Raw genomic sequence first — 12,785 nt, 5'->3', positions numbered from 1 at the left:
TGATCAGCTAGCCCGAACGAGTGATGGCAACCACAGTTTTGACGACTAACGGTTAACTGTGACACCGCCGAGACCTGCGGCGATATACAACAACAGGTCTCGGCGGCGTTAGTCCGTTACGGGGACGCTCAGGTCAGTCGAAGTTGACCGAGCGCACCGTGCGCGCACCGACGGCCGCGCCGATCGGGTCGAGCACCGCGGTGTCCACCGGGCGGTCGACGCGCAGCAGCATGAACGCGTCCGCGCCGTCCTTGGTCTGGCTGATCTGGGCGGCCTCGACGTTCACGCCCGCCTCGCCCAGCAGCGTGCCGACGGTGCCCATCACGCCCGGCCGGTCCGGGTACTCCAGCAGCAGCACGTTGCCCTCGGCGCGCAGGTCGAAGCCGCGGCCGTTGATGCCGACCAGCTTCTCGACCTGGTCCAGGCCCGTGAGCGTGCCGGACACCGTGATGACGGCGCCGTCGGCCTGCACCGCGCGCACCGTGACCAGGCTGCGGTGGTTGGCGCTCTCCGGCTCCTTGACCAGGTCGACGCTCACGCCCAGCGAGGTGGCCAGCGCCGGGGCGTTGACGAAGGTGACCTGCTCCTCGACCACGCTGGAGAACACGCCGCGCAGCGCGGCCAGCGGCAGCACCGCGACGTCCTCGTTGGACAGCTCGCCGCGCACCTCGACGGTGACGCTGGTCGGGGCCTTCGCGCTCAGCGCGGCCACCACCGTGCCCAGCTTCTGCACCAGCGGCAGGTACGGGCGGACCTCCTCGCCGACCACGCCGCCGCCCTGCACGTTCACCGCGTCCGGCACGAAGTCGCCCGCCAGGGCGAGCAGCACCGACTTGGCCACGTCCGTGCCCGCCCGGTCCTGCGCCTCGGTGGTGGACGCGCCCAGGTGCGGGGTGACCACGACGTTCGGCAGGCCGAACAGCGGGCTCTCGGTGGTGGGCTCGGTGGAGAACACGTCGATGCCCGCGCCGCCGACCTGGCCCTCCTTCACGGCCTCGGCCAGCGCCTCCTCGTCCACCAGACCGCCGCGGGCGGCGTTGACGATGATCACGCCGCGCTTGGCCTTGGCCAGCTGCTCGGCGCCGATCAGGCCCTTGGTCTCCGGGGTCTTCGGCAGGTGGATCGAGATGAAGTCGGCCCGCTCCAGCAGCTCCTCCAGCGTCACCAGCTCGATGCCGAGCTGCGCGGCGCGGGCGGCGCTGACGTACGGGTCGTAGGCGATGAGCGTGGTGCCGAAGGCGGCGATGCGCGCGGCGAACAGCTGGCCGATCTTGCCCAGGCCCACCACGCCGACGGTCTTGCCCTGCACCTCGACGCCGTTGAACTTGCTGCGCTTCCACTCGTGGTTCTGCAGCGTGGCGTGCGCGGCCGGGATCTGGCGCGCGGTGGCCAGCAGCAGCGCGACCGCGTGCTCGGCGGCGCTGACGATGTTCGAGGTGGGCGCGTTGACCACCATCACGCCGCGCTCGGTGGCGGCGGGCACCTCGACGTTGTCGAGCCCGACGCCCGCGCGGGCGACGACCTTGAGCTTGGTGGTGGCCTTGAAGACCTCGGCGTCCACCTTGGTGGCGGAGCGGACCAGGAGGGCGTCGGCGTCGGCGACGGCTTCGAGCAGCGCGGGACGGTCGGTGCCGTCGACGTGGCGCACCTCGATGCCATCACCGAAGACGTCGAGAACGGACGGTGCGAGCTTCTCGGCGATGAGGACAACGGGCTTGGTCACGGACGTCGCTCCCGGTGGTGTGAACGGGTGGGGAGCGCGGGGCCGTCGAGCAGGTCGTCACCCGCGCCGGCCGGCCACGGCAATGTGTCCGGGTTGTTAACGAGCATAGTCAGCGCCCACTGGGTGCTCATCACCCGGGTGCCCCGTTTCACCTGCTGGAACCCGGTACGCGCGTCCTACTTGGACCCGCTCGACGTAGTGTGCGACGAACCGGTCATAGCGGGCGTCGGACGCGCGCTCGGACGCCGGCCGGCTACCAGGGCTCGTCGAACTCGCCGTCCTTCACGCCGAGGATGAACGCCTCCCACTCGGCGGGGGTGAACACCAGGACCGGGCCCTCCGGGTGGGCGGAGTTGCGCATCGCCGTGTACGTCACGCCGTCGGTGTGCTCGACGAACGCGATCTCGACGTGCTCCTCCTCGTCCTCGGCCCCCTCGTCGCTGCGGATCCACTCGGCCGAGCTGAGGTCGAGGTTGCCCCGGACGTGGGCCTTGTCGTCGTAGATCGGCGCGCTGTCGGTCATGGGCCCTAGGTATACCGGGGCCCGCGGTCGAAACCGCGGGCCCCGGTGAAAAAGCCGCTGATCTTACGCCGTTTCGGTGATGGGGCGGTCGACCCAGGACATCAGGCCGCGCAGCTTCTTGCCGACCTCCTCGATCGGGTGCCGCTCGCCCTCCTGCTGCAACTTCTTGTAGTTGCCGCGGCCGGCGTCGTCCTCGTTGACCCACTCCGTGGCGAAGGTGCCGTCCTGGATCTCGCCCAGGATCTTGCGCATCTCCTCCTTGACCGCGGGCGTGACCACGCGCGGGCCGCGGGTCAGGTCGCCGTACTCGGCGGTGTCGGAGATCGAGTAGCGCATGCGGGCGATGCCGCCCTCGTACATGAGGTCCACGATGAGCTTGAGCTCGTGCAGGCACTCGAAGTAGGCGACCTCGGGCGCGTAACCGGCCTCGGTCAGCACCTCGAAACCGGCCTGCACCAGCGCGGACGCGCCACCGCAGAGCACCGCCTGCTCACCGAACAGGTCGGTCTCGGTCTCCTCCTTGAACGTCGTCTTGATGACGCCCGCCCGCGTGCCGCCGATGCCCTTGGCGTAGGACAGGGCCAGCGCCTGCGCGTTGCCGGAGGCGTCCTGCTCGACCGCGATCAGCGCGGGCACGCCCTTGCCGTCGACGAACTGGCGGCGCACCAGGTGGCCCGGCCCCTTCGGCGCGACCATCGCCACGTCCACGTTGGACGGCACGGTGATCAGGCCGTAGCGGATGTTGAAGCCGTGGCCGAAGAAGACCGCGTCGCCGTCCTTGAGGTTCGGCGCGATGTCGTTGGCGTAGATGTGCCGCTGGGCGGTGTCCGGCGCCAGGATCATGATCAGGTCGGCCTCGGCCGAGACCTCGGCGGGGGTGCCGACGGGCAGGCCCTCCTCCTCGGCCTTGGCGCGGGACTTGGAGCCCTCGGGCAGGCCGATCCGGACGTCGACGCCGGAGTCGCGCAGGCTCAGCGCGTGGGCGTGGCCCTGGCTGCCGTAGCCGATGACCGCGACCTTGCGCCCCTGGATGATGCTCAGGTCGGCATCGTCGTCGTAGAAGATCTCGACGCTCACTGGTGGTACTTCCTTCCTCGGAACTGGAAAATCAGCGCACCGCGGTCGCGGTGATGGAGCGGGCGCCACGGCCGATGGCGACCATGCCGGACTGGACGATCTCGCGGAGCCCGTAGGGCTCCAGCATCCGCAGCAGCGCGTCGAGCTTCTCAGACGTGCCGGTGGCCTCGACGGTGACCGCCTCCGGGGAGACGTCGACGACCTTCGCGCGGAAGAGCTGCACCGTCTCGAGCACCTGGCTGCGCACCGTGGCGTCGGCGCGCACCTTGACGAGCAGGAGCTGGCGCTGGACCGACGCGGCGGGCTCCAGCTCGACGATCTTGATGACGTTGATGAGCTTGTTGAGCTGCTTGGTGACCTGCTCCAGGGGCAGCTCCTCGACCGACACCACGATGGTCATCCGGGAGATGTCCGGGTGCTCGGTGCGGCCGACGGCCAGCGACTCGATGTTGAAGCCGCGCCGCGAGAACAGGCCCGCCACACGTGCGAGGACACCGGGCTTGTCCTCGACCAGAACGCTCAGGGTGTGCCTAGTCATCTCGTCACTCGTCCTCGTCGAACAGCGGGCGGATGCCACGCGCGGCCATGATCTCGCTGTTGCCCGTGCCCGCGGCCACCATGGGCCACACCTGCGCGTCCTTGCCGACCACGAAGTCGATGACGACCGGCCGGTCGTTGATCTCCATGGCCTTCTGGATGACCGCGTCGACCTCCTCGCGCGACTCGGCGCGCAGCCCGGCGCAGCCGTAGGCCTCGGCGAGCAGCTTGAAGTCGGGGATGCGGTGCTTGTGCGTGCCCAGGTCGGTGCTGGAGTACCGCTCGCCGTAGAACAGGGTCTGCCACTGGCGGACCATGCCCAGGTTGCCGTTGTTGATGACGGCGACCTTGATCGGGATGCCCTCGATGGCGCAGGTGGCCAGCTCCTGGTTGGTCATCTGGAAGCAGCCGTCGCCGTCGATCGCCCACACCTGGACGTCCGGCACGCCCGCCTTCGCGCCCATCGCGGCGGGCACCGCGTAGCCCATCGTGCCGAGGCCGCCGGAGTTGATCCAGGTGCGCGGCCGCTCGTACTTCACGAACTGCGCGGCCCACATCTGGTGCTGGCCGACGCCCGCGGTGAACACGGTGTCCGCCGGGGTGAGCGCGCCGATCCGCTCGATGACGTACTGCGGGGACAGCGTGCCGTCCTCGGGCCAGTCGTAGCCCAGCGGGAACGTCTCGCGCAGCGCGTTGAGCTGCTCCCACCAGGGCGTGAGGTCGACCGTGCGGGAGGTGTTCTCCTTCTCCGCGCGGACCGCGTCGACCAGCTCCCTGATGATCTCCTTGCAGTCGCCCACGATCGGGACGTCCGCGCGGCGGTTCTTGGAGATCTCCGCCGGGTCGATGTCGGCGTGCACGACCTGCGCGTCCGGTGCGAACGTGGACAGCTGGCCGGTGACCCGGTCGTCGAACCGCGCGCCCAGGGCGATCAGCAGGTCCGACTTCTGCATCGCGGCGACCGCCGAGACCGTGCCGTGCATGCCGGGCATGCCCAGGTGCAGCGGGTGCGAGTCGGGGAACGCGCCGCGCGCCATCAGCGTGGTGACCACCGGGATGCCGGTGGACTCGGCCAGCTCCAGCAGCTCGGCCGACGCCTCGGCCTTGATCACGCCGCCGCCGACGTAGAGGACGGGGCGACGGGCCGCGGCGATCAGCTTCGCGGCCTCGCGCACCTGCTTGCCGTGCGGCCGGGTCGTCGGCCGGTAGCCGGGCAGGCGCAGTTCCGGCGGCCAGGAGAACGAGGTCATCTCCTGGAGCACGTCCTTGGGGATGTCCACCAGGACTGGGCCGGGTCGGCCGGTGGCGGCCAGGTGGAACGCCTCGGCGATCGCGCGCGGGATGTCGGCGGCGTCGGTGAGGAGGAAGTTGTGCTTGGTGATCGGCATCGTGATGCCGCAGATGTCGGCTTCCTGGAACGCGTCGGTGCCGATCAGCGGCCGCGACTGCTGGCCGGTGATGGCGACCACCGGCACGGAGTCCATGTTGGCGTCGGCCAGCGGCGTGACGAGGTTCGTGGCGCCGGGCCCCGACGTGGCCATGCAGACGCCGACCTTGCCCGTGGCCTGCGCGTACCCGGTCGCGGCGTGCCCCGCGCCCTGCTCGTGCCGGACCAGGATGTGGCGCACCTTGGTGGAGTCGAGGAGCGGGTCGTAAGCAGGCAGGATGGTGCCGCCGGGGATGCCGAAGACCACCTCGCAGCCCACTGCCTCGAGCGAGCGGACGAGGGACTGGGCACCGGTCACGCGGATGGGGGCACCGCTCGGCGGGGCCGGTTTCGGCCGCGGTCCAGGGCGGGGCGACGACGACTCTCCGGGAGCCGGTCGCGAGGTTGCGCTGGTCATCTGTCTGCCTCGTGGGTAAGGAGAATGCACGGTCCGGGCACGAAAAAACCCTCGCCAACCCGAACGGGTCGCACGAGGGTCGCGCGTCGACGCAAGCTCGAATGCCTAGGCGTCGACGCGCCTGGGAAGTACGAGAACGAGGTTGCGCTGCATGCCGCTGACGTTAACCGTCAAGCGGGCGGAGCGTCAACTGTGCGGGACGGCACTCCCGGATGGTGGAAGCCCTCACGTGCGCGGACGTGGGCCCGGGTCACCCGCTCGGACGATGGGTGGCAGCATCTCGACACGTGCCGAAAGTCGTGTTCCGCATCCCCTCCCCGGCCCTGTTCGCGGCCGGGTCCGCCGCCATCTGCGCCACGCCCGTGGCCTGGGGCGTCCCCGGTCTCCAGGTCCTCTACCTGCTCCCGGCGGCGTTCGCGTGGTGGGTGGTGCGCAACCGGACGACCGTGGACGGCGAGCGGATCGTGGCGCGGGCCACGTTCGGCCGGCGGGTCGTGCCGTGGTCGGAGGTGAAGGCGATCAAGGTGGTCCCGAAGGGGTGGTTGTCGGCGGTGCTGACCGACGACTCGCTCGTGCGGCTGCCCGCCGTCCGCGCCGCGCACCTGCCGCTGTTGTCGCAGGTCAGCGGTGGCCGGGTGGCCGATCCGACGGCAGACCCCGCCGCCGCGGAGGCCGAGGAGGGGCCCGCCGCGCCTGACCGGGACGCAACGCCGCCGCCCGTAGAGTCCGAGGGGTGAGTTCGAACACGCGCCCCCCGGGGTGGGTGCCCGTCGCCAGCGTGGTGCTGGCCGTCGCGGGCCTGGCCGTCTCGACCTACCTCACCGTCGCCCACTTCACCGCGGACGTGCTGCTGTGCGCCGAGGGCGAGGTGATCGACTGCGGCACGGTCACCACCAGCGAGCAGTCGGAGCTGTTCGGCATCCCGGTCGCGGTGCTGGGCCTGGTGTTCTTCGCGTTCCTGACCGTGGCCTGCCTGCCGTTCGCGTGGCGCAGCGAGGCGCTGCACTGGGCGCGGCTGGTGTCGGTCGGCGTCGGCGTGCTGTTCGTGGTGTACCTGGTGGCCGCCGAGTTCCTGCTGATCGGGAAGATCTGCCTGTGGTGCACGGCTGTGCACGTCATCACGCTCGCGCTGGCCGGCGTGCTGGTCGTCGGGGCGTTGCGGCGGAGTAACCTCTGAGGCACCGCTCCCGCCGTTCCCGCGCCCTCACCCCCGCGCGCGTCGTTCGCGAACCTCTTTAGGCAAAGACTTCTGGAGGAGCCGTGCCACCGCTCCGTTCCCGCACCACCACCCACGGCCGCAACGCCGCGGGCGCACGCGCGCTGTGGCGTGCGACCGGCATGACCGACAGCGATTTCGGCAAGCCGATCGTGGCCATCGCCAACTCCTACACGCAGTTCGTGCCCGGGCACGTGCACCTGCGCGACCTCGGGGACATCGTGGCCGAGGCGGTCCGCGAGGCGGGCGGGGTGCCGCGCGAGTTCCACACGATCGCGGTGGACGACGGCATCGCCATGGGGCACGGCGGGATGCTGTACTCGCTGCCGTCGCGGGAGATCATCGCCGACTCGGTCGAGTACATGGTCAACGCGCACCAGGCCGACGCGATCGTGTGCATCTCCAACTGCGACAAGATCACGCCCGGCATGCTCAACGCGGCGATGCGGCTCAACATCCCGGTCGTGTTCGTCTCCGGCGGGCCGATGGAGGCGGGCAAGGCGGTCGTGGTGGACGGCGTGGCCGTCGCGCCGACCGACCTGATCACGGCGATCTCCGCGTCCGCCTCGCCGGACGTGGACGAGGCCGGGTTGGCCGAGGTCGAGCGGTCGGCGTGCCCGACCTGCGGCTCGTGCTCGGGCATGTTCACCGCGAACTCGATGAACTGCCTCACCGAGGCGCTGGGCCTCGCGCTGCCGGGCAACGGCTCGACGCTGGCCACGCACTCGGCGCGCCGCGAGCTGTTCGCCGAGGCCGGCCGGACCGTCGTCGAGCTGTGCAAGCGGTACTACGAGCAGGACGACGAGTCGGTGCTGCCGCGCTCCATCGCCAACCGCCAGGCGTTCGAGAACGCGATGGCGCTGGACATGGCGATGGGCGGCTCCACCAACACCGTGCTGCACATCCTCGCCGCCGCGCAGGAGGGCGAGGTCGACTTCACGTTGGCCGACATCGACGCGCTGAGCCGGCGGGTGCCGTGCCTGGCGAAGGTGTCGCCGAACTCGGACTACCACATGGAGGACGTCCACCGGGCGGGCGGCATCCCGGCCCTGCTGGGCGAGCTGTGGCGGGCCGGGCTGCTCAACGAGGACGTGCGCACGGTGCACAGCCCGGACATCGCGTCGTGGCTGGGCCAGTGGGACGTCCGCGCCTCCTCGCCGTCGCCGCGGGCGATCGAGCTGTTCCACGCCGCGCCGGGCGGGGTGCGCACGACGCAGGCGTTCTCCACGTCCAACCGGTGGTCGAAGCTGGACACGGACGCGGCGGGCGGCTGCATCCGCGACGTCGAGCACGCCTACACCAAGGACGGCGGGCTGGCCGTGCTGCACGGCAACCTGGCCGAGCGCGGCGCGGTGATCAAGGCGGCGGGCATCGACGAGGACCTGTGGCACTTCGAGGGCCCGGCGCGGGTGGTGGAGTCCCAGGAGGAGGCCGTCTCGGCGATCCTGAAGAAGGAGATCCAGCCGGGTGACGTCCTCGTGGTCCGCTACGAGGGCCCGGCGGGCGGGCCGGGGATGCAGGAGATGCTGCACCCGACCGCGTTCCTCAAGGGCGCGGGCCTGGGCCGCAAGTGCGCGTTGATCACCGACGGCCGGTTCTCCGGCGGCACGTCCGGCCTGTCCATCGGTCACGTCTCGCCGGAGGCGGCGGGCGGCGGGGTGATCGGCCTGGTCCAGGACGGCGACCGGATCCTGATCGACGTGCACGAGCGGCGGCTGGAGCTGCTGGTGGACGACGAGGTGCTGGCCGAGCGGCGGGCGAAGATGGAGGCGTCGGAGCGGCCGTGGCAACCGGTCGACCGGGTCCGCCCGGTGACCGCGGCGCTGCGCGCCTACGCCCGGATGGCGACCGACGCGTCCACGGGCGCGGTCCGGGACGTCACCAAGTAGGCCTGGCACGAGAACCGGCCGGCGCTCGACGTCGGCCGGTTCTCGCAGGTGGAGAAGCTTCGCCGCGGGCCGAGACCGGCCGGCTCACCCCGAGGTCGCGAGGCACCCGGTCGTCACCGGAAGACGTAGAGGGTGGCCGCGGTCGCGCCGGTGGTCAGCAGCAGGCACAGGAAGCCGGACAGCAGGGGGTGGCGGAACCAGCCGCGGTTGTAGTCGAGGGCGGCACGGCCGGGGCCCGCGAACAGGGCGGCGAAGGCCATCGCCGCGTAGGCCACCTCCAGCTCGACGCCCTCGGGCGCGAAGAAGCCGCCCCGGTACTTGAGCGCGATGACGTTCGCCATCACGCCGAGCACGCCGGCCGCCGCCAGCGGCGTGAACAGGCCGAGGACCAGCAGCGCGCCGCCGCCCAGCTCGGTCACGCCGGTGACCCACGCCAGGATGCGCGCCTCGCGGAACCCGGCCGACTGCAGGTACTGGGCGAACCCGTCGATGCCCGGCCCGCCGAACAGGCCGAACACCTTCTGCAGGCCGTGCACGACGAACGCGCCACCCAGCGCCAACCGCAGCACGAGCAGGCCGATGTCGGGGCCGGCGGTCCAGCCGAACGGCCTGCGCTCGTCCTCGAGGTCGTCGTGGTGGGCGGGCTCGTCGAAGTCGGCGACCGGCGTGTAGCCGGTGGTGTCGAAGCTCTTGGTGTCCTTGTCGAACGCGTCGCCGCCGATCGCCCGCGTGCCGTCGTCGAAGTGGTGCACTCCTCCGCCCACGCCACTCGTCGAGTAGAACCCGTCGTCGGAGTAGCCGCCCGAGGTGCTCGAACGGTCGTCGTGAGTAGCCACGCACCCGCACGTTAGGAGGTTCGGACGACGTCCGCGAGCGTCCGTTCCGCCGCGCGAATTCACCCGAACGGGCTAGTAGTCGCCTCGGACCAGGTTCCTCGGCTCCTCGCCGCGGGCGAACCGGGCGACCTCGGCGGCCACCACGGCGTACGCGCGCTCGGCGTGCCCCGTGCAGCTGCCGGCCACGTGCGGGGTGAGGAACAGGCCCGGCGCGCCCCACAGCGGGTGGTCCGACGGCAGCGGCTCCGGCTCGGTCACGTCCAGCGCCGCGCGCAGCCGCCCCGAGGTCAGCTCGGCCAGCAGCGCGTCGGTGTCGACCACCGCGCCGCGCGCCGCGTTGACCAGGATCGCGCCGTCCTTCATCCGGGACAGGAACTTCGCGTCCACCATCCCGGTGGTCTCCTCGGTCAGCGGCACGACGACCAGCACCGCGTCGAACCGGCCCAGCAGGTCGGGCAGCTCGTCCACGCCGTGCACGCCGGGCCGCGCCGTGCGGCCGACCAGGGTCGCGGTCGCGTCGAACGGCTCCAGCCTGCGGCGGAACTGCTCGCCCAGGTCACCCGCGCCGACCACGAGCACCTTCTTGTCCTGCAAGGTCTCCGTGAGGTGGTAGTCCCACCGGCGTTCCTGCCTGGCCCGCTCGAACACCGGGAAGTCCCGGTAGATCGCGAGCAGCGCGCCGATCGCCCACTCGGCCGTGCTGCCGCCGTGCGCGCCGCGGCACGTCGACAGCATCACCCCTTCGGGCACGACGCCGATGAACCGCTCCGCGCCCGCCGACAGCAACTGCACCAGCCGCAGCGACGGCAACTGCGCGAACACGTCACGGGGGTCGGTGCCGGTCAGGAACTTCGGCACCAGGACTTCCGCGCCGGCCGCCTCGGCGGGCAGCGGCTGCCCCGGCTCGTAGCGGACGGCACGCACACCCTCCACGTCGGACAGCACGCGGACACCCAGGTCGTCGGGGACGAGAACGGTGAGGCTCACGGGTTCGCACGTTACGGCACACTGGCCGCCATGCGGGAGCACGACGTCTTCTCCGCGGACGGCACGCGGATCAGGTTGTGGCGGACCGAGGCCGACGGGCCCGACGTGCTGCTCAGCTCCGGTCTCGGCGCCGCGCCCGCGCTGTGGCCGAAGGTGCCGTCGGCCCGCGTGCACGGCTGGTACCACCGCGGCACGGCGGGTTCGGACCGCCCGGCCGACCCGTCCCGCGTGGAGCCCGCCGACCACGTCGCCGACGCGCTGGCCGTGCTGGACGACGGCGGCGTCGAGCGGTGCGTGGTGATCGGCTGGTCGATGGGCGTGACGGTGGCCGCCGAGCTGGCGCTGCGCCACCCCGACCGGGTCAGCGGCCTGATGCTGGTCGCGGGCGCGCCGGGTGACGCGTTCGGGAGCGCGCTCGACTTGCCCGGTGTGCCGGCTCAGGTGCGGCGGCTGGTCGGCGTGGGCGGGCTGACGGCGTTGAAGGCGGCCGGGCCGCTGCTGGACGCCGTGCTGCACCGCGTGCCGGTGCCGGAGCTGGGCGGGCCGCTGCTGGGGTCGCTGCGCCACTACCTGCGGCACGACTGGCGCTGGTACTTCACGCTCGCGCTGGCCCTGGGCCGCGCGCCCCGGCTGGACCTGACCGGCGTGACGTGCCCCACGACGGTGCTCGCGGGCCGGTACGACTTCCTGGCGTGCGCGGACGGCGTGCTGGGCCCGGTCGCCGCGCTGCCACAGGCCAGGGTGCGGGTGCTGCCGAACACCCACTTCCTGCCGCTGGAGGACCCGCGGGTCGTGGTGGAGGAGCTGGAGCTGCTGCTCGACCGCGCCGAGGCCGTGCGCCGGGCCGTGCACGAGGACGTGGAAGGGCCGCTCACCCCGCGTTCACGGCCGCGCGCCTAACCTGGGACGCGTGTCGCGACTGCGTGGAGTGCTGATCGGCTCGGCCCTCGGCCTGCTGGCCGCGGGCTGCGCGAGCTTCCCCGAGCAGCCGCCGCCGGCGGGCTGGAGCGCGGCGCAGCAGTTGACGCCGCAGGCCGGGCCGGTGCCCGAGCTGCCCGGCGAGCTGCCGAAGGGACCGGGGCAGGGTCAGCAACCCGGCCAGCCGCCCTCGTCCGTGCCGCCGCCGCAGGGCTGCAAGGACTTCAACCCGGCTGTGGTGGGCACGTGCCTGAACCCGATCTCCGGCGTGGCGCTGACCGACGTCAACCAGTCCACCGGCGCGGTGACGGCGCTGGCGACCGAGCGCGCCACCGGGCGGCTGCTCAAGGTGACCAAGGACGTCGACCCGGTCGAGGTGGCGAAGTTCGACGTGGACGCGGCGGCCGACGGCGGGCTCACCGGGCTCGCGCTGTCGCCGACCTACCCCGAGGACCAGCTCGTCTACGTGTACGTGACCACGGCGACCGACAACCGGGTGCTGCGGCTCGCGCCGGGTGACGTGCCGAAGCCGGTGCTGACCGGCATCCCGAAGGGCCCGACCGGCAACCGCGGCGTGCTCGCCCACGACCGCACCGGCGCGTTGCTGGTGGCGACCGGCAACGCGGGCAACCCGGCCGCCGCGGCCGACCCGAACTCGCTGGCCGGGAAGGTGCTGCGGATCGACGGCACGGGCCAGCCGGCGCCCGGCAACCCGACGGCGGGCTCGCGGGCGGTGGCGAGCGGGCTGCGGTCGCCCGGAGGGCTGTGCGTGTCCGGCGACGGCTCCAAGACGTGGGTGACCGACGCGGGCGCGAGCGCCGACCTGTTGTACCGGGTGGAGCCGGGCAAGGCGCTGGGCGACCCGGCCTGGTCGTGGCCCGAGCGCCCCGGCGTGGCGGGCTGCGCGTCGTTCTCGAACCTGGTGATGGTGGCCGCGAGCGCCACGCCCGGCCTGCTGAACCTGCCGATGAACCCGGACGGCAGCTTCACCGGCAAGCCGGAGCCGAGCCTGGCCGACCAGGACGGCTTCGGCCGGCTGGGGCCGCTGGTGATGCTGGACGACACGACGGCGCTGGCGGGCACGGTGAACAAGAACGCGGGCGGCTCGCCGATCTCCAGCGACGACCGCGTGGTGATCATCGTGCGGGACGCGGGCAGCGTCGGCGGCAAGGACTGACCGGTTGACGACCGTGGGACTCTTTGTGTCAAGGGGATGACACAAAGGGGGCGGTGTC

Annotated in this window: 12 protein-coding genes; 5 read left to right on the top strand and 7 right to left on the bottom strand. The window is 72.0% G+C overall.

The features are described 5' to 3' along the window. Positions 1–133 precede the first annotated feature (133 nt). The 5 genes from serA to LZG04_RS33335 form a co-directional block, all read right to left on the bottom strand. Positions 134–1,723 (bottom strand): phosphoglycerate dehydrogenase, encoded by a 1,590-nt coding sequence (gene serA, locus LZG04_RS33355; protein ID WP_233824673.1) that lies wholly within the window; start codon positions 1,721–1,723, stop codon positions 134–136. A gap of 253 nt (positions 1,724–1,976) precedes the next feature. Further along, positions 1,977–2,246 (bottom strand): DUF397 domain-containing protein, encoded by a 270-nt coding sequence (locus LZG04_RS33350; protein WP_233824671.1) that lies wholly within the window; start codon positions 2,244–2,246, stop codon positions 1,977–1,979. A 63-nt stretch (positions 2,247–2,309) separates the two neighbouring features. After that, the gene (gene ilvC, locus LZG04_RS33345) at positions 2,310–3,323 is read right to left on the bottom strand and encodes a ketol-acid reductoisomerase (RefSeq protein WP_233824669.1); all 1,014 of its coding nucleotides are present in this window, start codon (positions 3,321–3,323) and stop codon (positions 2,310–2,312) included. A 31-nt stretch (positions 3,324–3,354) separates the two neighbouring features. Beyond that, complete coding sequence (gene ilvN, locus LZG04_RS33340; protein WP_077009444.1) at positions 3,355–3,861, bottom strand: acetolactate synthase small subunit; 507 nt, start codon at positions 3,859–3,861, stop codon at positions 3,355–3,357. A 4-nt stretch (positions 3,862–3,865) separates the two neighbouring features. Continuing rightward, positions 3,866–5,704, bottom strand: coding sequence for an acetolactate synthase large subunit (locus tag LZG04_RS33335; protein ID WP_267938574.1), 1,839 nt, complete (start codon positions 5,702–5,704; stop codon positions 3,866–3,868). 287 nt (positions 5,705–5,991) lie between these two features. Between LZG04_RS33335 and LZG04_RS33330 the strand changes: the two genes are divergently transcribed. The 3 genes from LZG04_RS33330 (at position 5,992) to ilvD (ending at position 8,809) form a co-directional block, all read left to right on the top strand. Next, positions 5,992–6,441 carry a PH domain-containing protein gene (locus LZG04_RS33330; RefSeq protein WP_233824667.1) on the top strand — a complete coding sequence of 150 codons (450 nt, stop codon included), beginning with the start codon at positions 5,992–5,994 and terminating at the stop codon, positions 6,439–6,441. After that, positions 6,438–6,881, top strand: a complete 444-nt coding sequence (locus tag LZG04_RS33325) for a vitamin K epoxide reductase family protein (protein WP_233824665.1) — start codon at positions 6,438–6,440, stop codon at positions 6,879–6,881. The genes LZG04_RS33330 and LZG04_RS33325 overlap by 4 nt, the downstream gene beginning before the upstream one ends. 83 nt (positions 6,882–6,964) lie before the next feature. Continuing rightward, entirely contained in the window at positions 6,965–8,809 is a 1,845-nt protein-coding gene (gene ilvD, locus LZG04_RS33320; RefSeq protein ID WP_233824663.1) for a dihydroxy-acid dehydratase, read from the top strand. A 113-nt stretch (positions 8,810–8,922) separates the two neighbouring features. Here the strand turns inward: ilvD and LZG04_RS42750 are convergent, their stop codons facing one another. Both LZG04_RS42750 and LZG04_RS33310 read right to left on the bottom strand, forming a co-directional pair. After that, positions 8,923–9,645 carry a DoxX family protein gene (locus LZG04_RS42750; protein ID WP_233824661.1) on the bottom strand — a complete coding sequence of 241 codons (723 nt, stop codon included), beginning with the start codon at positions 9,643–9,645 and terminating at the stop codon, positions 8,923–8,925. A gap of 72 nt (positions 9,646–9,717) precedes the next feature. Beyond that, positions 9,718–10,632 carry a 2-hydroxyacid dehydrogenase gene (locus tag LZG04_RS33310; protein ID WP_233824659.1) on the bottom strand — a complete coding sequence of 305 codons (915 nt, stop codon included), beginning with the start codon at positions 10,630–10,632 and terminating at the stop codon, positions 9,718–9,720. Between the two features lie 30 nt (positions 10,633–10,662). Here LZG04_RS33310 and LZG04_RS33305 point away from each other — a divergent pair, with 30 nt between their 5' ends. Beyond that, complete coding sequence (locus tag LZG04_RS33305; RefSeq protein ID WP_233824657.1) at positions 10,663–11,532, top strand: alpha/beta fold hydrolase; 870 nt, start codon at positions 10,663–10,665, stop codon at positions 11,530–11,532. 10 nt (positions 11,533–11,542) lie between these two features. Then, positions 11,543–12,727 carry a PQQ-dependent sugar dehydrogenase gene (locus tag LZG04_RS33300; protein WP_233824655.1) on the top strand — a complete coding sequence of 395 codons (1,185 nt, stop codon included), beginning with the start codon at positions 11,543–11,545 and terminating at the stop codon, positions 12,725–12,727. Positions 12,728–12,785: the final 58 nt, after the last annotated feature.

Source organism: Saccharothrix sp. S26, assembly GCF_021390395.1.
GTDB lineage: Bacteria > Actinomycetota > Actinomycetes > Mycobacteriales > Pseudonocardiaceae > Actinosynnema.
Note: the sequence above shows the minus strand (reverse complement) of the source record. Positions and strands in the feature narration are given on the sequence as shown.